At 72.0% G+C, this 17,418-nt stretch carries 18 protein-coding genes; 13 read left to right on the top strand and 5 right to left on the bottom strand.

Annotation, left to right across the window (positions count from 1 at the left end; translation table 11 throughout):
• A partial coding sequence (locus FE633_RS42460; RefSeq protein ID WP_171060349.1) for an acyl-CoA dehydrogenase family protein occupies window positions 1–726 on the bottom strand: 726 nt, incomplete at its 3' end.
• A 113-nt stretch (window positions 727–839) separates the two neighbouring features.
• Between FE633_RS42460 and FE633_RS42455 the strand changes: the two genes are divergently transcribed.
• The gene (locus FE633_RS42455) at window positions 840–2,003 is read left to right on the top strand and encodes a thiolase C-terminal domain-containing protein (protein WP_138050517.1); all 1,164 of its coding nucleotides are present in this window, start codon (window positions 840–842) and stop codon (window positions 2,001–2,003) included.
• A 356-nt stretch (window positions 2,004–2,359) separates the two neighbouring features.
• On the opposite strand, the gene bla is transcribed toward FE633_RS42455, so the two are convergent.
• A complete protein-coding gene (gene bla, locus FE633_RS42450) occupies window positions 2,360–3,328 on the bottom strand; it encodes a class A beta-lactamase (protein WP_138050516.1) in 969 nt (322 codons plus the stop codon).
• Between the two features lie 146 nt (window positions 3,329–3,474).
• Between bla and FE633_RS42445 the strand changes: the two genes are divergently transcribed.
• The 4 genes from FE633_RS42445 to FE633_RS42430 all read left to right on the top strand — a co-directional run bounded on the left by FE633_RS42445 (window position 3,475) and on the right by FE633_RS42430 (window position 6,457).
• Window positions 3,475–4,365, top strand: a complete 891-nt coding sequence (locus tag FE633_RS42445; protein WP_138050515.1) for a LysR family transcriptional regulator — start codon at window positions 3,475–3,477, stop codon at window positions 4,363–4,365.
• Window positions 4,362–5,267, top strand: coding sequence for a serine hydrolase (locus FE633_RS42440; protein ID WP_138050514.1), 906 nt, complete (start codon window positions 4,362–4,364; stop codon window positions 5,265–5,267). Before FE633_RS42445 ends, FE633_RS42440 begins: the two co-directional genes overlap by 4 nt.
• Before the next feature lie 72 nt (window positions 5,268–5,339).
• Complete coding sequence (locus tag FE633_RS42435; RefSeq protein ID WP_138050513.1) at window positions 5,340–5,765, top strand: pyridoxamine 5'-phosphate oxidase family protein; 426 nt, start codon at window positions 5,340–5,342, stop codon at window positions 5,763–5,765.
• 26 nt (window positions 5,766–5,791) lie between these two features.
• A complete protein-coding gene (locus FE633_RS42430; protein WP_138050512.1) occupies window positions 5,792–6,457 on the top strand; it encodes a pyridoxine/pyridoxamine 5'-phosphate oxidase in 666 nt (221 codons plus the stop codon).
• 34 nt (window positions 6,458–6,491) lie between these two features.
• On the opposite strand, the gene FE633_RS42425 is transcribed toward FE633_RS42430, so the two are convergent.
• From FE633_RS42425 to FE633_RS42415, 3 genes are all read right to left on the bottom strand, one after another.
• Window positions 6,492–7,379: a GNAT family N-acetyltransferase gene (locus tag FE633_RS42425; protein WP_138050511.1), complete on the bottom strand. Its 888-nt coding sequence runs from the start codon at window positions 7,377–7,379 to the stop codon at window positions 6,492–6,494.
• 95 nt (window positions 7,380–7,474) lie between these two features.
• Window positions 7,475–8,077 (bottom strand): GNAT family N-acetyltransferase, encoded by a 603-nt coding sequence (locus tag FE633_RS42420; protein WP_138050510.1) that lies wholly within the window; start codon window positions 8,075–8,077, stop codon window positions 7,475–7,477.
• Window positions 8,078–8,108: 31 nt separating this feature from the next.
• Window positions 8,109–8,513 (bottom strand): Zn-ribbon domain-containing OB-fold protein, encoded by a 405-nt coding sequence (locus tag FE633_RS42415; RefSeq protein ID WP_138050509.1) that lies wholly within the window; start codon window positions 8,511–8,513, stop codon window positions 8,109–8,111.
• A 273-nt stretch (window positions 8,514–8,786) separates the two neighbouring features.
• Between FE633_RS42415 and FE633_RS42410 the strand changes: the two genes are divergently transcribed.
• The 8 genes from FE633_RS42410 to FE633_RS42370 all read left to right on the top strand — a co-directional run bounded on the left by FE633_RS42410 (window position 8,787) and on the right by FE633_RS42370 (window position 17,412).
• Entirely contained in the window at window positions 8,787–10,001 is a 1,215-nt protein-coding gene (locus tag FE633_RS42410) for a flavin-containing monooxygenase (RefSeq protein ID WP_138050508.1), read from the top strand.
• A 257-nt stretch (window positions 10,002–10,258) separates the two neighbouring features.
• Entirely contained in the window at window positions 10,259–10,963 is a 705-nt protein-coding gene (locus FE633_RS42405; protein ID WP_342791266.1) for a hypothetical protein, read from the top strand.
• Between the two features lie 178 nt (window positions 10,964–11,141).
• The gene (locus FE633_RS42400; RefSeq protein WP_246114086.1) at window positions 11,142–11,738 is read left to right on the top strand and encodes a sigma-70 family RNA polymerase sigma factor; all 597 of its coding nucleotides are present in this window, start codon (window positions 11,142–11,144) and stop codon (window positions 11,736–11,738) included.
• Window positions 11,739–11,933: 195 nt separating this feature from the next.
• Window positions 11,934–12,665: a DUF1775 domain-containing protein gene (locus FE633_RS42395; protein ID WP_138050505.1), complete on the top strand. Its 732-nt coding sequence runs from the start codon at window positions 11,934–11,936 to the stop codon at window positions 12,663–12,665.
• Window positions 12,666–12,917: 252 nt separating this feature from the next.
• Window positions 12,918–15,143: an acetate--CoA ligase family protein gene (locus tag FE633_RS42390; protein WP_138050504.1), complete on the top strand. Its 2,226-nt coding sequence runs from the start codon at window positions 12,918–12,920 to the stop codon at window positions 15,141–15,143.
• Between the two features lie 79 nt (window positions 15,144–15,222).
• Window positions 15,223–16,092 carry an enoyl-CoA hydratase/isomerase family protein gene (locus FE633_RS42385; protein WP_138050503.1) on the top strand — a complete coding sequence of 290 codons (870 nt, stop codon included), beginning with the start codon at window positions 15,223–15,225 and terminating at the stop codon, window positions 16,090–16,092.
• A gap of 105 nt (window positions 16,093–16,197) precedes the next feature.
• Window positions 16,198–16,815, top strand: coding sequence for a flavin reductase family protein (locus tag FE633_RS42380; RefSeq protein WP_138050502.1), 618 nt, complete (start codon window positions 16,198–16,200; stop codon window positions 16,813–16,815).
• A gap of 297 nt (window positions 16,816–17,112) precedes the next feature.
• Window positions 17,113–17,412: a helix-turn-helix domain-containing protein gene (locus FE633_RS42370; protein WP_138050501.1), complete on the top strand. Its 300-nt coding sequence runs from the start codon at window positions 17,113–17,115 to the stop codon at window positions 17,410–17,412.
• Window positions 17,413–17,418: the final 6 nt, after the last annotated feature.

Below are 17,418 nucleotides of genomic sequence, written 5' to 3'. Positions count from 1 at the left end.
GGCCCCGACGGCCTCCGTGGCGAGCACGGCGGCGGCCGCGTCCCCCACGGCGGCCAGCGCGCCCGCCGCGTCGGCGGGCTCGGCACCCCCCGCGCGGTCTGCGGCGCCAGGTGTCTCCTCGCCCAGCAACTCGGCTACCACGTCCCTTAGTTGGACGCGCGCCTGCGGTCGCGTCTCGTCGAGGGACGCCTGCCGTACACGGACGAGGCCGTCCGCCCCTTCCCGCACCAGGAACAGCAGGGTGCGCGCACGAGCGAACCCGCCGGTGTGCGCGGCCACCAGGAGGAGCCCCGCGCTGTCCCCGTCCAGCACTTGCTCGGCTTGCCCGTACAGGCGCCACACCCCGTCCACCTGCCTGGCCTGCACACCGCCCGCCCGGCCGCCGCCCGCCCAGACCCCGTCGCCGTTGCTGCCGGTCAGCCCGAGGGCGGAGGCGAGCCCGGCGCCGGAGACGGCGAGGGCGGCGGTCAGCTCACCGGAGGCGAGGCGCGGCAGCAGCGAGGCGCGCTGGGCTTCGCTGCCGAGGGCGAGGAGCAGGGGGCCGCTCAGCACGGCGGTGGCCAGGAAGGGAGAGGGGGCGAGGTCGCGCCCCAACTCCTCACTCACCAGCGCGAGTTCGGTCGCCGAGCAGCCGACTCCCCCGTACGCCTCGGGGAGCGCGAGGCCGGGCTGCTTTCGGAGGGTGCGGCGGATTTCGTCCTGATCGGTGGTGAAGCGGGCATCCATGGGCACACACTCCTTCGGATCTGACGGCGCGTCATGTTAGAGCGGCGACCTTCAGATGCACAGAGGCGCGACGGCCTGCCGGAGCGAAGCTCATCTGATGTACCGTCAGATTCATGACTCAGCGGAAGGTGGCGGTCGTCGGCGTCTCGCTCTCCGACTGCGGCCGCGTGAACGAGGCGACCCCTTACGCTCTGCACGCCCAGGCGGCCCGCCGAGCGCTGGCCGACTCGGGGCTGGGCCGCGAGGTCGTCGACGGCTTCGCCTCGGCGGGCCTCGGCACGCTCGCGCCCATCGAGGTGGCGGAGTATCTGGGCCTTCGACCGAGGTGGGTCGACTCGACGTCGGTGGGCGGCTCGACCTGGGAGGTCATGGCCTCCCACGCGGCGGACGCGATCGCCGCCGGGCACGCGAACGCGGTCCTGCTGGTGTACGGGTCCACGGCCCGCGCGGACATCAAGGCGGGCCGGCGCACCGGTGACCTGTCCTTCGGTGCGCGGGGGCCGCTGCAGTTCGAGGTTCCGTACGGGCACACGTTGATCGCGAAGTATGCGATGGCCGCGCGGCGCCATATGCACGAATACGGCACGACCGTCGAGCAGTTGGCCTCGATCGCCGTACAGGCGCGGGCGAACGCCGCGTCGAACGACGAGGCGATGTTCCGGGACCCGATCACCGTCGACGAGGTGCTGTCCGGGCCGATGATCGCGGATCCCTTCACCAGGCTGCACTGCTGCATCCGTTCGGACGGCGGGGCGGCGGTGCTGCTGGCGGCCGAGGAGTACGTACGGGACTGCCGCACGCGGCCGGTGTGGGTGCTCGGCACCGGGGAGCACGTCTCGCACACCACCATGTCCGAGTGGCCGGACTTCACGGTGTCACCGGCGGCGGTGAGCGGGCCGATCGCCTTCGAGCGGGCGGGCGTCCGGGCGGACGAGGTGGACGTGGCGGAGATCTACGACGCCTTCACGTACATGACGCTCGTGACCCTGGAGGACCTGGGCTTCTGCGCGAAGGGCGAGGGCGGCGCGTTCGTGGAGAAGGGCCGGCTGCTGGTCGGCGGCGACCTGCCGGTGAACACGGACGGGGGCGGCCTGTCGGCCCAGCACCCGGGGATGCGGGGGCTGTTCCTGCTGGTGGAGGCGGCGCGCCAACTGCGGGGCGAGGCGGGCGCGCGACAGGTCCGCCGGAGGGACGGCCGGCTACCCAGCCTGGCGGTCGCCTCCGGCACGGGGGGCTGGTTCTGCTCTTCGGGGACGGTGGTGCTGGGACGGGGATGAGGACCGGGGGGCTCCGGGTGGTGGCGGACTTCAGAGACTCCGCGTACACGGTCGCCCGAGCGGCCACGGCCGAACCGTGACGGAGGCCTGCGCCCCGGCCGGCCGTCACCTCCGGTACGGGGGGGGCTGGTTCTGCTCTTCGGGGACGGTGGTGCTGGGACGGGGGTGAGGACCGGGGGGCTCCGGGTGGTGGCGGACTTCAGAGACTCCGCGTACACGGTCGCCCGAGCGGCCACGGCCGAACCGTGACGGAGGCCTGCGCCCCGGCCGGCCGTCACCTCCGGTACGGCGGCCGGTTCTGCCCGTCCGGGACGGTCGTGCTCGGCCGGGGCTGAGGCCACTACGGCAGCACGACGCTACGACAGCCTGTCGGCGACCACGGTCGCCGCTTCCGCGATCAGCTTGTTGTCGTAGGTGTCCTCCGCCTTGTCGCGGTTCGACATGATCGCCATGACGATGGGGGCGGCACCGGGGCGCCAGACCACAGCGATGTCGTTGCGGCCGCCGTAGCCGCTGCCGGCACCCGTCTTGTCGCCGACCACCCAGCCCTCGGGCACCCCGGCCCGGATGAGCTCGTCCCCGGTCTTGTTGGTCTTCAGCCACTTCGTGAGCTCGGCTCGTTCGGGCTTGCGGAGGATCTCTCCGAGGACGTACGCGCGCAGATCCTTGGCCAGCGCCCGAGGAGTGGTCGAGTCCCGCTTCTCGCCCGGGCCCCAGTCGCTCAGTCCGGGCTCGACGCGCTCCATCATGGTGACGTCGTCACCCAGCTTCCTGAGCTGGGCTTCGAGACCCTTCGGGCCGCCGAGCGCGTCGAACAGCAGGTTGGCCGCGGTGTTGTCGCTGTAGCGGACGGCGGCGTCACACAGCTCGCGCAGGGTCATCCCGGTCTCGACGTGCTTCTCGGTGACGGGCGAGTTGTGGACCAGGTCGTCCTTGGAGTACTTGATCACCTCGTTCATCCCGGTCAGCCTGTACTTCCGCAGCACGGCGCCGGCGGCGAGCGCCTTGAACGTGGAGTGGTAGCCGAACCGCTCGCCGTCCCGGTAGGCCACCTCGCGCCCGGTGCCGGTGTCGATCGCGTAGACGCCGAGCCGGGCGTCGAACTTGCGCTCCAGTTCCTTCAGCTCGCCGGTGACCGGCTTCGCCGCCGCGATCGGGGCCATCGTCACGGCGGACCGGGACGACGACGAGGACGACGAGGACGACGAAGCCGACGAGGCCGGGGAACCGTCCTGGCCGCAGGCGACGAGCGGGACAACAAGGGCGAGCGCGGCTAACGCACCGCGAAGCGCGCGGCGGGCATGGGTGTGTCGCGTGGTCTGCATGGTCCAGCCTCCTGGATGGTCATGAGCTCGGAGATCCGGGGATCAACCTCACCGCCGAGCGGCCATGCGGTCCAATACGCGAATGCTCCGTTCCATGCTGATTCCGCATAGGAGTTGGGCGCTGGATCTGGCATAGGGTTCCCGCTGTGGATCTGGTGGCAGCGTGTCGGGCGTTCGTCAGCGTCAGCGAGCACGGCAGTTTCACCGTCGGGGCGGCCGCCGCCCGGATGTCCCAGTCCGTGGCCAGCCGTCGCGTCGCCGCGCTGGAGGACCGCTTCGGTGAGCCGTTGTTCGAGCGCACGTCGCGGCGTGCCGTCCTCACCCCGTTCGGCCGGGACATGCTGCCGACGGCCAGACAGCTCGTTCAGGCGGCCGACGTGCTGCTGCACGAGGCGGAGTCCGCCAAGCGCAAGCCGTGGCGGCTCGCGGTGCCCGGCATCTGCTCCACGGCCGGTCTCGCCCGCCTCGTCGCCGAGGCACGCGGGCACGGCGTCACCCTCGATCTCCGCGTCGCGGGACCGGCGCAGCGCACGGAGCTCCTCCACGCGCAGCAGGTGCGGGCCGCCCTGCTCGCGGTGCCGACGGACGACGCGAGATGGTCCGTACCGCTCGGGCTGGCCGACGCCCGGGATCCCGGCGTGAAGCGCGTCTACCTCGAAACACTGCGGGTCGGACGCGCCTCCTCCGGCCCCGCCCGCCGCGTCTGGATCCAGCCGGAGGACGACGTGCCGCACATCCGCGACCCGCTGACGCGCCTGCGCGACGCGGTCGGCCTGCGGCCCGCACAGCTCGTCGCCGCGCCGGACCTGACGACCGCCGCGGCGGAAGTCCTGTGCTCACGCGATTTGTTGCTGTGCTCCCCCGCCCAGGCCGAGGAACTCGCCCTGGCCTGGCGGCCCATCGGCGAGATCGCGATCGGCCGGGGCTTCGCCCTCGCCGCCGCCGGAGACGGCAACCCACAGCTCATCGAAGCGCGCCTGGGCGACGCCGTCGCCCGCTGTCTCGGCGCGGAAACCTCAGGAGGGGCAGGTACTTGAGCACCGAGGCGTTACTGCATGACCTGCGCGGGCAGCTGCGCGACGGCGGCCTGCACGGCTGCCTGCTCGTGCGGGATCTGCACACGGGAGAGGAGCTGGGCATCGAGCCGGACACCCAGCTGCCGTCCTCGTCCCTGGTCAAGGTCCCGCTCGCGCTGGCGACGTTCGAACGCATCCGACGGGGCGAACTCGACGGAGCGACGGCACTCGACGTGCCCCCCGGGCGGATCACCACGGTCGGACCGATCGGGCTGAGCCGGTTCCGCCACCCCGCCCGGATCGCCGTCGACGACCTGCTCTATCTGAGCACCTGCCTGAGTGACAGCCAGGCCGCCGACGCTCTGTTCGGCCTCACCCCGCCCGCCCGGGTCGCCGAGATCCTCCACGAGCTCGGCCTGCGCGACATCACCGTCCGGCACACCATGGACGAGCTGACCGACACCCCCGTCGAACGCTTCGACGCCGCCGACGTCCATCTCGCCCACGCCCTGGCCATCGAATCCGGCACCAGCGGCCGCGGCCACCGGGTGCCCCAACTCGACACCACCCGCGCCAACACCGGCAGCGCACGCGCCTGGGTCGAACTGCTCCAGGCTCTGTGGACACCGTCGAAGATCCACCCCGAAGTGGCCGAGCGCGTACGCGACCTCATGGCCCACAACGTGCTCCGGCACCGGCTCGCCCCGGACTTCAGCTCCGACGCCAGCACCTGGTCCTCCAAGACCGGCTCGCTCCTGAACCTCCGCCACGAGGTCGGCGTCGTCGAGCACGCCGACGGTCAGGCCTTCGCCGTCGCCGCCCTCACGGAGTCACTCGTCCCGGCCGGCAGCCAGCCCGGTGCGGAGGCCCTCATGGCACAGGTCGCGCGCAGACTGCGGGATCACCTGCGGCAGCTGTGGTAGTCCGGAATACCCAACCGTCCAGGACGCTTGACGCAAAGGCCGAGACGTCAACCCCCTCTGGAGGAGACCGACATGGCCCTGAACCGCGAAGAGCGTGAGCAGTTCCTGGCCGAGCCGCACATCGCGGCGCTCGCGGTGGACGCGGGTCCGGGACGGGCGCCGCTCACCGTGCCGATCTGGTACGAGTACACGCCCGGCGGCGACATCTGGATCATGACCGGGCTCGACTCCCGCAAGAACAAGCTCATTCAGGCCGCGGGCCGGTTCTCCCTGATGATCGACCGGCTCGAACCCACCATCCGGTACGTGTCGGTCGAGGGCCCGGTGATCGACACCGTCCCCGCGACCGTCGAGAAGCTCCGCGAGATCTCCGCCCGCTACCTCCCTGCCGAGAAGGTGGACGAGTACGTGGACTTCGCCTGGAAGAACCACGGCGAGCAGGTCATCGTCCACATGCGCCCGGAGAGGTGGGTCTCGTCCGACCTGGGTACCGTGTGAGGTCCCGAGCCGGTGACAATCGAGGCATGGGAACGGATCTTCACGAGCTGCTGAGGTCGCTGCGGGTGTGGGACCCGGAGGTCACCGAGCTGCCCTCCTTCGACCCGGCCGCCGCGCCCGCCGAACCGCTGCCCCTGTTCACCACGTGGTTCGCGGAGGCCGTGGCGGCGGGTCAGACGGAGCCGCACACCTTGTCGCTCGCCACGGCGGATGAGGAGGGCCTCCCCGACGTCCGCACGGTCATGCTGCACGGCGCGGACGAGCGCGGCTGGCACTTCGCCTCGCACACGGGCAGCCGGAAGGGCCGGCACCTGGCCGCCCGGCCGTACGCGGCGCTCGGCTTCTACTGGCCGGCGCTCGGCCGCCAGGTTCGGGTGCGCGGCCGGGTGACGGTCGCCCCGGCCGACGTCGCGGACGCCGATCTGCACGCCCGTTCCACGGGGGCGCTGGCCGCCGCGCTCGTGGGCCACCAGAGCGAAGTGCTGCCCTCGTACGAGGAGTTGGAGCGCGCCTCGGAGGCCGCGTGGGAGCGGGCGCAGCGCGAGCCGGACGCGTCGGTGCCGTCGTGGACGGTGTACGTGCTCGCGCCGGACGAGGTGGAGTTCTTCCAGGGGGACGCGCGGCGGCGGCACGTACGGCTGGACTACCGGCGTACGGACGACACTTGGGTCAAGGAGTTGCTCTGGCCCTGAGTCTGCCCCTGAACGAGGGCCGCTGCGAGGGCCGCTACGTGGCCGTGAACAGGTACGTGGCGAAGTCCCGCACCGGGCGGTAGCCGATGCGCTGGTAGAGCCCGTTGCTGGTCGGATTGGCCAGGTCGGCGAAGAGCAGCACCTCGTCGGCGCCCGTGGCCCGCGCCGCCCTGCTGGACTCGGCGGTGGCCGCGCCCGCGTACCCTCGCCCCCGCAGCGGCCCCGGCGTGTAGACGGGTGCGACGCGCACCTGCCCGGCGACCTCGGGCGTGGCTCCCGCCATGGCGACGGGCGCGCCGTCCGGCAGCTCCCACAGCGTGATCCCGCCGTAGGCGATCCGTGCCTCGGCCCACCTGTCCGGGTCCTCCCGCGCCTGTTCCCCGATCGCCGCCCGGAACTCCCCGTACCACCGCGCGATCAGCTCATGGTCCTCCCCGGTGGCGACCCGCGCCCTTCCGGGCGGGGCGGGCTCGGGCACCGTGAGCGTCCCGAGCCGGTACAGCCGGTGCCGCGTCTCGAGCCGGGCGGCTGCTCCCGTACGGCGCTCCCATGCCGCCGCGAACTCCGCGGCCGTCTCCGCCGGGCCGCCGACTCCCGGCAGCGTCCCGCCCGTCTCCGCGAGCCGCCCGGCGAGCGCGTCGGCGGCCTCGGGGGTGATGGCGGTGAGGTGCAGGCAGTGCGGCGGCGTCCGCAGGGCCGTCGCGCCCACGGCACCCTCCGAGTCCGTGAGCCACGCGAAGTACGGAGCCTCTTCCCCGTACGCCCGCCTTCCGCGCGTACGCAGCGCGTCGGTGACCGTCAACGGGACGGTGTGCAGGGCGGGTTCGGACCGCAGGAAACGTCCGGCGCGGTCGAGGAAGACCCCCAGGTCATGGGTGAACCGCCAGTCGTACGAAGGCGAAGGCGAACGCGTGGGAGGCATGCGAACCATAATCCCGCGCGGCTACGCGCCGCGGCCAGCAGTTATCCGCCTCCCGACCCCCAGCTACCCCCCAGTTGCCCCCAGCTGCCCCCGGGCTACCCCACCCCGGGCTCAGGATCCGTAGCGATCCGCGCATGCAGGTGTACGTCCCGGAACGCGTCGTGCCGTCCCGCCTCGAACATCGCCCCCCGCAGCGTGCCCTCGTACAGGAACCCGCAGCGCTCGGCTATGCGGCAGGACGCTTCGTGGCCCTGTGCGTGCCCCAACTCCAGGCGGTGGAGGCCGAGTTCGGACAGGGCCCAGCTCGCGACGAGCGCCAGGGCGCGGGTGGCGACCTGATGACCGCGGGCCTCGGGCAGGACCCAGTAGCCGACGCGGGCGCAGCGCGTGACGGCGCTGATCTCGTTGACGCCGATGTGGCCGAGCGTCACGCCGGTGGACTCGTCGGTGACGCGGAAGGAGGCGCCGCTGCCGTCCGCCGCGCTCTCGGCCCGCGAGCGGAGCGAGTCCCGGGCAGCGTCGATGTCCGTGATCAGCTTGATCGGGGTGTTCCAGCGCTGGAACTCCGGGTCGGTCAGACCGCGCAGCCACGTCTCGGTGTCGGCGTCGGACTCCGCGTCCCAGGAGCGCAGCCGCAGACCGTGGCCGTGCAGCTCGGGTAAGGGTGTGGTGAGGAACTGCTCGTGGACATGGGCCATCGCCCCATTGAAACCTGTACGCGTTCCTGCCTCACCTCTGGGGCCGGAACACGGGAACCATGACCTCCCCCGCCTCCCGGAACGCCACCTCCAGCTCCATCCCGGCCCGCAGCGCCCCCGCCTCGCACTCCACCACCTCGGTCATCATCCGCGGCCCCTCCGCGAGATCGACCACGGCGGCGACGTACGGCGTGCGTTCACCGAAGGGCGGAAGGTCGTTGCGGTGCACGACGGACCAGGTGTAGAGCGTGGCGCGCCCGCTCGCCGGCTCCCACGACACGTCTTCACCCCAGCAGTACGGGCAGAACTCGCGGGGGTAGTGGTGGGCCCGCCCGCACCCTCCGCACCGGCGCACGAGCAACTCGCCCCGGGCGGCCGCCTCCCAGTAGGTACGGGTGAAGGCATCGATCTCCGGCACATCGAACCGCGCGCCCATCACAGCCCCTCCCCTGACACCTTGAACCTGACGGTACGTCAGTTCAGCGCAAGGGGAGGCGGTCCGCAAGAGGCCTGCCTCGCCGCCCTTCCCTCGCCGCCCCTCCCTCGCCGCCCCCTCGCGACCCCTTTCTCCGCCCCCCTCGCCACCCCTCCGCGCAGTGGCGGATCGCCACACGACCTCCCCACATATCCCCTACAGCCGTGATCGATTCGCAACCGATTTCGGGCTTGACCGAGACCCACCAATCGGCCATCTGAATACGCTCGGCACATGGCCGACGCTCGCGAAACGACACCTTCTCGGACCCACCCCACGGTGCCGGCCCACGAGGACCGCCCCGTGTACGTCATCGGCGGCGGCCCCGGCGGGCTCTCCGCGGCGTACGCCCTGCGCGCCCAGGGCGTACGAGCCGTCGTACTGGAGAAGTCCGAGCACGTCGGGGCGTCCTGGCGGCGGCACTACGACCGGCTGCGTCTGCACACGACCAGACGGTTGTCCGCGCTTCCGGGCCTCGCGATGCCGCGCTCCTTCGGGCGTTGGGTCGCGCGGGACAACGTGGTGCGGTATCTGGAGAAGTACACGGAGCACCACGGCCTGGAGGTCGTGACGGGAGTCGAGGTCTCCCGCGTGGAGCCCGCCACGGACGGGACCGGCTGGACGCTGCACGCCACCGGCGGCCGCGAACTGACCGGCAGCGCGGTCGTGATCGCCACCGGCTACAACCACACGCCGCACATGCCCGACTGGCCCGGCCGCGACGCGTACACCGGCGAACTCCTGCACGCCCGCGAGTACCGCGACTCCGCCCCCTTCACCGGCCGTGACGTCCTCGTAGTCGGCGCCGGCAACACGGGCGCCGAGCTCGCCGTCGACCTCGTCGAGGGCGGGGCCTCGCGGGTCCGGCTCGCGGTGCGCACCACGCCCCACATCGTGCGCCGGTCCACGGCCGGCTGGGCGGCCCAGTTCACCGCGATCCTCATACGGCGGCTGCCGGTCGGCCTGGTGGACCGGCTGGCCAGGACGCTGGCGAAGGTCAGCGTGCCGGACCTGTCGGCCCAGGGACTGCCCCGGCCCGACACCGGCCTCTACTCGCGCGCCAACGAGGGCGCGATCCCGGTGCAGGACGTCGGCCTCATCGACGCCGTGCGCAAGGGCCGGGTCGAGATCGTCGCCGCGGTCGACGGATTCGAGGACGGCAAGGTCGTCCTCGCGAACGGCGACCGGATCGGCCCGGACGTCGTGATCGCCGCGACCGGCTACCGGCGCGCCCTGGAGGACGTCGTCGGCCACCTCGGCGTACTGGACGAGCGCGGCCTCCCGGTCGTCCACGGCGCCGGCACCCCGAAGAACGCCCCCGGCCTGTACTTCACCGGCTTCACCACCCCCATCAGCGGCACACTCCGCGAACTCGCCCTCGACGCCCAGAAGATCGCCCGAACGATCGCCCGCAACACGACACGCAAGCCGTCCCGCATCGCGGACTGAAACCGGTTCGACGCGAGCGGTGGCGACGAGACCGCTGGTCCCGAACTCCGGGGAGGGCTACGGGAAGTACGCCGTTGTGTCCTGGATCACATACGCCGGATTGAGTGGAGCACCCGGGCAGCGGCCGTACCGCTCTGCGACAGCGGAGGCGCTGATGCAAGGATGAGGCCGCCATGACTGCTGGACGGTGTTCTCGCGCGCTGAGGGCCGCGTTATTCGCGGCCGTCTGCGTGCTGTTCGCTGTCCAGGGACACGCGATGACGTCCTCTGTCGCGGTTCCCGGGTGGGCGCCGGCCGTCGGAGCCGTGGCGGCGGGCGGGATGGCGTGGGGCCTGGCCAACCGCGAACGCGGACTCCTCGTGGTCGGCTCACTGACGGTCGCCACACAGGTGTTCCTCCACGCGCTGTTCTCGCTCGCGCAGGCGGTCGTACGGCCGGAACCGGCCGGCGGCGCCTCCCTCGCCGAGCGGTGGGCGCGCCACCTGCTGTGCTCCCCGCGGGGGACCGGTTCGCACTCCGACGGTCCTGCGAGGTCCATGCACTCCATGAGCCACGACATGGCGGGCATGCCCTCCATGGGCCCTTCGGGTTCGGGCTCTGTGGGGTCGGGCTCTGCGGGGTCGATGATCTCGACGAGCGGCACGGACGGCATGTCCTCGATGGCCCACGCGGGTCATGTCATGGACGGCATGTCCTCGACCGGCATGCTGTCGGCCCACCTGGCCGCCGCCCTGGTGTGCGGCCTGTGGCTCGCTCACGGCGAGCGCGCCGCCTTCCGCATCCTGCGGGTTCTCGCCGGATGGCTCGTCGCCCCTCTGCGCCTGCTGCTCCGGCCGCCTCTGCCGCCGCACCGCCCACGCGTCCGCGCCCGCCGACGCCGCTCCGACCGTGCGCTGCGGCAGCTTCTCCTCGTCCACGCCATCACTTCTCGGGGTCCGCCCGCCGGGACCGCTGTCCTCTGACGACAGCCTGTTCCCCGAGGCCGTTCACGGCGCCGTCGTCGCGCACCGCGACCCACAACACTCCGCGCCTCGCCTCGGGCATCGGCCGCGCACACCTGTGCGGCCGTACGTCAACAGTCACCGGAACCGCCGCGCCCCTGTGCCGGTCCAGGTTCCCGGATCCCGAGAAGGACACCAGGTGTTCACCCCCACCCTGCACGGCTCGCGTGACGAGTCGATAACCGCCTGGGCGCTCGCCGCCCGCGGCGGCGACCCTGACGCCGTCGAGAAGTTCGTCCGTGCCCTGCACCGAGACGTCAGCCGCTACGTGACCTACCTCGGCGCCGATCCGCAGGCCGCCGACGACCTGACCCAGGACACCTTCCTGCGGGCCCTCGGCAGCCTGCACCGTTTCGAAGGCCGTTCCTCGGCGCGCAGCTGGCTGCTGTCCATCGCACGCCGCGCGGTGATCGACAGCATCCGGTACGCCGCCGCCCGGCCCCGCCTGGCGGACACCGACGACTGGCAGTCGGCGGCCGAACGCGCCCAGCCGCGGGGCCTGCAGGGCTTCGAGGACGGCATCGCCCTCGCGGAGCTGCTGGCCGCGCTGCCCGACGAACGCCGCGAGGCGTTCGTGCTGACCCAGATACTGGGACTGCCCTATGCGGAAGCGGCGCGCTTCACCGACTGCCCCGTGGGCACGGTGCGCTCGCGAGTGGCCCGCGCCCGCAGCTCACTGATCGAGTCGCTGCACGAGGCCGATGGTGCCCAGCCGGTAGCCGCGGCAGCCGCTTGACAAGCCGTAGGTTGCTGCCGCGGCCCGGCTCGGAGTCCGGGCCGCGGCAGCAATCGGGGCCCATCCCAACCGCCCCGCCCAGCCTGTGACCTGGATCACCTGACCGCCCTGGAACTCCTCCTGCGGACGATCCGACCTCTTGAGCGAACAGCAGAAGCTCCATCACGAAGCACACCACCACGAGGGAGTCCCGAAGTGTCCCGCACCAATCCGGCGTATGCGGCACGCCGCCTCGGCGCCCTCACGGCAGTCGTGCTCGCCGCCGCCGTCGCGACCGCCGGGCCGGCCTCCGCCCATGCGGAAGTCGAGGCCGACGGCGCCCGCGCGCTCGCCCAGAACGTCGCGCTGACGTTCTCCGCCGAGTCGGAGTCCGACTCGGCCGGCATCAGCAAGCTGGAGGTGATCCTGCCCGAGGGCATCACCCCGAGCGACATCACCTACAAGGAAGGCCCTAAGGGCTGGAAACTCGCCCCCACCAGTCGCGGCTACACCGTCTCCGGGCAGAAGCTCGCCGTGGGCGAGGACGCGGAGTACGTCGTGACCGTACGGCAGCTGCCCGACGCCAAGTCACTGGCCTTCAAGACCCTGCAGAGCTACAACGACGGCAAGGTCGACCGCTGGATCGAACTGAACGACAGCGGCGGCGACGAGCACGGCCACGGCCACCCCGCCCCCCGCCTGGAGCTGAAGCCCGCCGCCCCCGGCGCCAAGGTGGTCAGCCCCACACCCACCGAGGAGCCCGCCACCTCCAGCGCCGAGCCGACGGCAAAGTCACCGACCCCGACGACCTCCGCGAAGGCCGCGTCGGACAGCACCGAGGAAGACGACGACATGTCCCTCGCCGTACCTCTCGGCATCGGCGCCTCCGTACTCGTCCTCGTCGGCGGGGCATGGTGGTTCAAGAGCCGCCGCGGCGGGTCCGCCTGACCCATCAGGTCGGGCCCCTGTCAGCACATGCCGGAGGGTAGGGGCAGCGCTCGCCCGGGTACACCTGAGACCGAGGGCAGACGCAGGGCGCCTCAGCCGGGAACCCGGCGTCGGCGTTGAGGCCCTGCGCCACGCCCCGCACCACGTGCCCGCCACAAGTTCTTTGCGCGCAGACCAGTTCCTGACGTGGCGTCAGTTCAGTAATCTGACACTGCGTCAGTTATTGGCAGTCACACAGGAGCGGGCGGACCGATGCTTGGATCAACCCACGGCACCCTCACCACCGACTCCCGCCGGGCCCGGGTCATCGCCTGCGGCGAGCAACCCGCGCCTGCCGTGCACGGCAGGCCCGCGGCCACCGACGACCTCGATGTCAGCGGCCGGGCGCTGTACGCCGGCGTTCCCGAACTGGATCGCTTCTTCCGTCCCGAGTCCGTGGCCGTCATCGGCGCCTCGGACGCCGAGGGGTGGCCGAACACCGGAATCACACGGCAGTTACTCACCTGGGCCGAGCGAGTCGGTGCGCGGCTGCACCCGGTGCACCCGACCCGTCAGTCCGTCTTCGGCATATCCTGCGTCCCTTCTGTCGCGGACCTGCCCGAACAGATCGATCTGGCCGTACTGCTGGTCTCCGACCCCCTTCCCGTGATCGAGCAACTCGCGGAGGCCAAGGTGAAGTTCGCGGTCGCCTTCGCCTCCGGCTTCGCCGAGACCGGAGCGGAGGGCGCCGCCGCGCAGGCCCGCCTCGCCGCCGCCGTGGAGCGCTCCGGGCTGCGGCTGCTGGGTCCGAACACGAACCTCAACGCCTTCGAGAGGTTCCGCGACGACCTGGACGGACCCGCGATCGCGCTGATCACGCAGTCGGGGCACCAGGGGCGTCCCGTCTTCACGATGCAGGAGCTGGGCGTACGGCTCTCGCACTGGGCGCCCACCGGCAACGAGGCCGACCTGGAGACCGCCGACTTCATCTCCTACTTCGCCGAGCAGCCGGAGGTCGGCGCCATCGCCTGCTACGTCGAAGGGCTGAAGGACGGCCGCTCCTTCATGCTCGCCGCCGACCGGGCCGCCCGGCGCGGCGTCCCCGTCGTCGCGGTCAAGGTCGGCCGCACCGAGACCGGCGCCCGGACCGCCGCCTCACACACCGGCAAGCTGACCGGCGCCGACGCGGTGGTGGACGCGGCGATGCGGCAGTACGGCGTGATCCGCGTCGACGGGCTCGACGAACTCCAGGACACCGCCGCCCTGCTGGCGCGCGCCCGCACGCCGCGTGCCGACGGCGTCGTCGTCTATTCGATCTCGGGCGGCACGGGCGCGCACTTCTCGGACCTGGCGGCCGAGGCGGGGCTGCGGCTGCCCCGGCTGTCGGACGCCAAGCAGACCGAGCTGCACCAGTGGATACCGGAGTACCTCGACGTCGCCAACCCGGTCGACAACGGCGGGCACCCCGTGGGCGACTGGCGCGGGCGCAAAATCATCGACGCGATCCTCGACGACCCGGCGGTCGGCGTGCTGATCTGCCCCATCACCGGGCCCTTCCCTCCGATGAGCGACCAGCTGGCGCAGGACCTGGTGGACGCGGCGGAACAGACGGACAAGCTGGTGTGCGTGGTGTGGGGATCGCCGGTCGGCACGGAGGCCGCGTACCGCGAGACGCTGCTCGGCTCCTCCCGCGTCGCCACCTTCCGTACCTTCGCGAACTGCATCACGGCGGTCCGCGCCCATCTCGACCACGCGCGGTTCACCGCCTCGTACCGCTCCCCCTTCGACGAGGCACCGCGCACGCCCTCGCCCTCCTACCGCAAGGCGCAGGCGCTGATGCGGCCGGGACAGCAGCTGAGCGAGCACGCGGCGAAGCAGCTCCTGCGGGCGTACGGAATCCGCGTACCCCGCGAGCAGTTGGTGACCAGCGCGGCGGCGGCCGTGCGGGCGGCCGGGCTCGTCGGCTACCCCGTCGTGATGAAGGCCTCCGGCGCGCAGCTCGCCCACAAGACCGAACTCGGTCTGGTGAAGATCGGATTGACCTCCGCCAGCCAGGTCAGGGACGCCTATCGGGAGCTGACCGACATCGCCCGCTACGAGGGGGTGTCGCTCGACGGGGTGCTGGTGTGCCAGATGGTCGAGCCCGGCGTCGAGATGGTCGTCGGCGTCACGCAGGACCAGCTCTTCGGGCCGACCGTGACGGTCGGGCTCGGCGGTGTCCTGGTGGAGGTGCTGCGGGACACGGCCGTCCGCGTGCCGCCGTTCGGCGAGGATCAGGCGCGGGCCATGCCGGCCGAGCTGCGCGGGCGGGCACTGCTCGAGGGGGTTCGCGGGCGTCCCCCGTCCGACCTCGACGCGCTGGTCGAGGTCGTGCTCCGGGTCCAGCGCATGGCCCTGGAACTCGACGGGGAACTGGCGGAGCTCGACATCAACCCGCTGATGGTGCTGCCCCAGGGGCAGGGGGCCGTCGCTCTGGACGCGCTGGCGGTGTGCCGCTGAGGCCGAAGTCGCCGCCCTCAGCCGATGCCCCAGCCACAGCCACAGCCCCGCGGCCGCGCGTACGAAATGGAGCACCTTCATGCCCGACTCCCCCCGTGCATCCCGTACATCCCCTACAAACCGAGGAGCATCCCGGGAGTCCTCCGACTCCCGTCTCTCTCCCGAGTCATTGGTACTGCACGCCACTGACAACCAGGTCTCCCGGATCACGCTCAACCGCCCGGAAGCCATGAACGCCATCACCTCTGACCAGCGCGAACGTCTGATTCAGCTGCTCTCGGAAGCCTCCGCCGATCCGAACGTACGAGCCGTCGTGATCGGCGCGACGGGCCGCGGTTTCTGCGCGGGCGCCGATCTGCGCGGCGGTCCGCCCTCCGGGGAACGGGTGGCCGGGGACGTGGCCCGTGTCATCCGTCTCGGCGCCCAGCGCCTGATCGCCGCGGTCCTCGACTGCGAGAAGCCGGTGATCGCCGCGGTGAACGGCACCGCGGCGGGCATCGGCGCCCATCTCGCCTTCGCCTGCGACCTTGTCCTCGCCGCCGAACCGGCCCGGTTCATCGAGGTGTTCGTACGCCGTGGCCTGGTCCCCGACGGCGGCGGCGCCTACCTCCTTCCCCGCCTGGTCGGCCCGCAGCGGGCGAAGGAGCTGATGTTCTTCGGGGACGCGCTGACGGCCGCGGACGCGGAACGCCTCGGCCTGGTCAACCGCGTGGTCCCGGCCGAGGAGCTGGACAAGACGGCCCGCGAGTGGGCCGAGCGCCTCGCCGCCGGCCCGACCCGCGCCCTCGCGCTCACCAAGCAACTGGTGAACGCGTCACTGGACGCCGATCGCCCCACCGCCTTCGCCGCCGAGGCAGCCGCCCAGGAGATCAACATGACGACGGCGGACGCGAAGGAGGGGGTGACGGCGTTCGTGGAGCGCCGGGGGGCGGAGTTCAGCGGCCGCTGAGCCGACCACCCGGGCCACCCCGGACCACTCCCTGGACCATCCCCGGACCACTCCCTGGACCGCCCCTTCCTATCTGACGCACCGTCAGCTTCAATGGAGGGCGTGATGGGACACGCAGGGATGGCCGCAGCCGCCGTCCGTTACCTCAGGTCGGCCGGGTCCGCCACCGTGGCGGGGCCCGTCGAGGCATTGCCGCGTCCGGAGCTGCGAGCCGTCGGCGACGACGAGCGGGCGCCGGTCGACCAGGCCGAATTCCGGCGCGTACTGGGCCACTTCGCGACGGGCCTGACCGTGGTGACCGCACCCGCCGCCGAGGGCGAGAACGGCCCCGCCGGCTTCGCCTGCCAGTCCTTCTCCTCGCTCTCCCTCGACCCGCCGCTGGTCGCGTTCATGGTCGCGCGCACATCGACGACGTGGCCGCGGATCGCTCGCGCGGGCGTCTTCTGCGTGAACGTCCTGGGGGCGCACCAGGGCGAGTTGTGCCGCGGGTTCGCGGTGAGCGGGACGGACAAGTTCGCGGGCGTCGCCCATGACGCGGCTCCGGTGTCCGGGTCGCCGCGGCTCGAGGGTGCGCCCGCGTGGATCGACTGCACGATCCACGCCGTGCACACCGGCGGGGACCATCTGATCGTGGTGGGGCGGGTGGACGCCCTGGGGACGTCCGAGGGCGATGACGCTCCGCTGTTGTTCCACCGGGGGCGATTCGGGCGGTTCACCGTCTGACGCCGAGCGGCGTCCGCCACACGATCGAGTGCACCTCAGGCGATCTTCGAGCACTCAAGCTACGCTGTTCATAACGTCGCTGTTATGACGTGTGGGGTGAAGTTGAGCTCGAGCCGGAGGTGGAGCGATGGTTCCTCGGGCTGACAGGCAACCATCGCGGTACGGTCGCGTTCTACGTCGACCTGCTGGCCACTCGTGGACCGCTGCTCGGCGAGCCGTACTCGCGACAGCTGGACGGCAAGCTCCGGGAGCTGCGGTCCCACCTGGACAGGGACTCGGTTCGGATGGAGCGAGGCCATGAGCGAACGCAGAAGCTGGGACGACCTGCGGAACGAGGCCCTTGCGTCACCGGAGGCCCGGGAGGCGTACGACGCCGCCAGGATCCGCTTCGAGCTGGGCGCAGCCGTGCGGGAGCGCCGCGAGGCCCTGGGAATGACGCAGGCGCAGCTCGCGCAGGTGGCCGGGCTGCTGCAGCCTGCGATCGCGCGGTTCGAGGCGGGGGGCACCATGCCGACTCTGCCACTGCTCGAACGCCTCGCCGTGGCGCTCGGCATGCGCTTGCGCGTGGGCTTCGAACCGCTCGACCGCGCGAGCTGAACCGCC

Origin of the sequence: Streptomyces montanus (assembly GCF_005786655.1) — a bacterium.
Taxonomy (GTDB): Bacteria; Actinomycetota; Actinomycetes; order Streptomycetales; family Streptomycetaceae; genus Streptomyces; species Streptomyces sporangiiformans.
Note: the sequence above shows the minus strand (reverse complement) of the source record. Positions and strands in the feature narration are given on the sequence as shown.